Genomic DNA, 556 nt, shown 5'->3' with positions numbered 1-556 from the left:
GCCACTCCATCGGCGACATCGCCGCCGCCCACTGCGCCGGCATCCTCAACCTCACCGACGCCACCACCCTGGTCACCGCCCGCGCCACCCTCATGCAGGAACTGCCCACCACCGGCGCCATGACCGCCATCCAAGCCACCCCGGAAGAAATCGAACAGACCCTGCCCCAAGACGGCACCGTCAGCATCGCCGCCCACAACGCCCCCACCGAGACGGTCATCTCCGGCGACGCCGACGCGGTACGAGCACTCGCCGCCACCTGGGCCCAGCGCGGCCGCAAGACCACCCCCCTGCGCGTCAGCCATGCCTTCCACTCCCCCCACATGGACGGCATGCTCGACCCCTTCCGCCAGGTCGTACACACCCTCACCTTCCACCAACCGCAGATCCCTCTCGCCACCCCCACCGAACAACTCCTCGACCCCGAACACTGGGTCCGCCACGTCCGCGAACCCGTCCGCTTCCACGACCACCTCACCCACCTCGCCGAACGCGGCGCCACCACCTTCATCGAGATCGGCCCCTCCACCACCCTCACCGCCCTCGCCGCACAATG

General features: G+C 69.6%; 1 protein-coding gene. It reads left to right on the top strand.

Features of this window, described 5'->3' with window-relative positions; all coding sequences use genetic code 11:
* The coding region (locus ACTWQH_RS32825) for an acyltransferase domain-containing protein (protein ID WP_443290467.1) at positions 1-556 on the top strand (556 nt) is incomplete at both ends.

Origin of the sequence: Streptomyces sp. 6N223, assembly GCF_052246635.1 — a bacterium.
In the GTDB taxonomy this organism is placed as follows: Bacteria; Actinomycetota; Actinomycetes; order Streptomycetales; family Streptomycetaceae; genus Streptomyces.
Note: the sequence above shows the minus strand (reverse complement) of the source record. Positions and strands in the feature narration are given on the sequence as shown.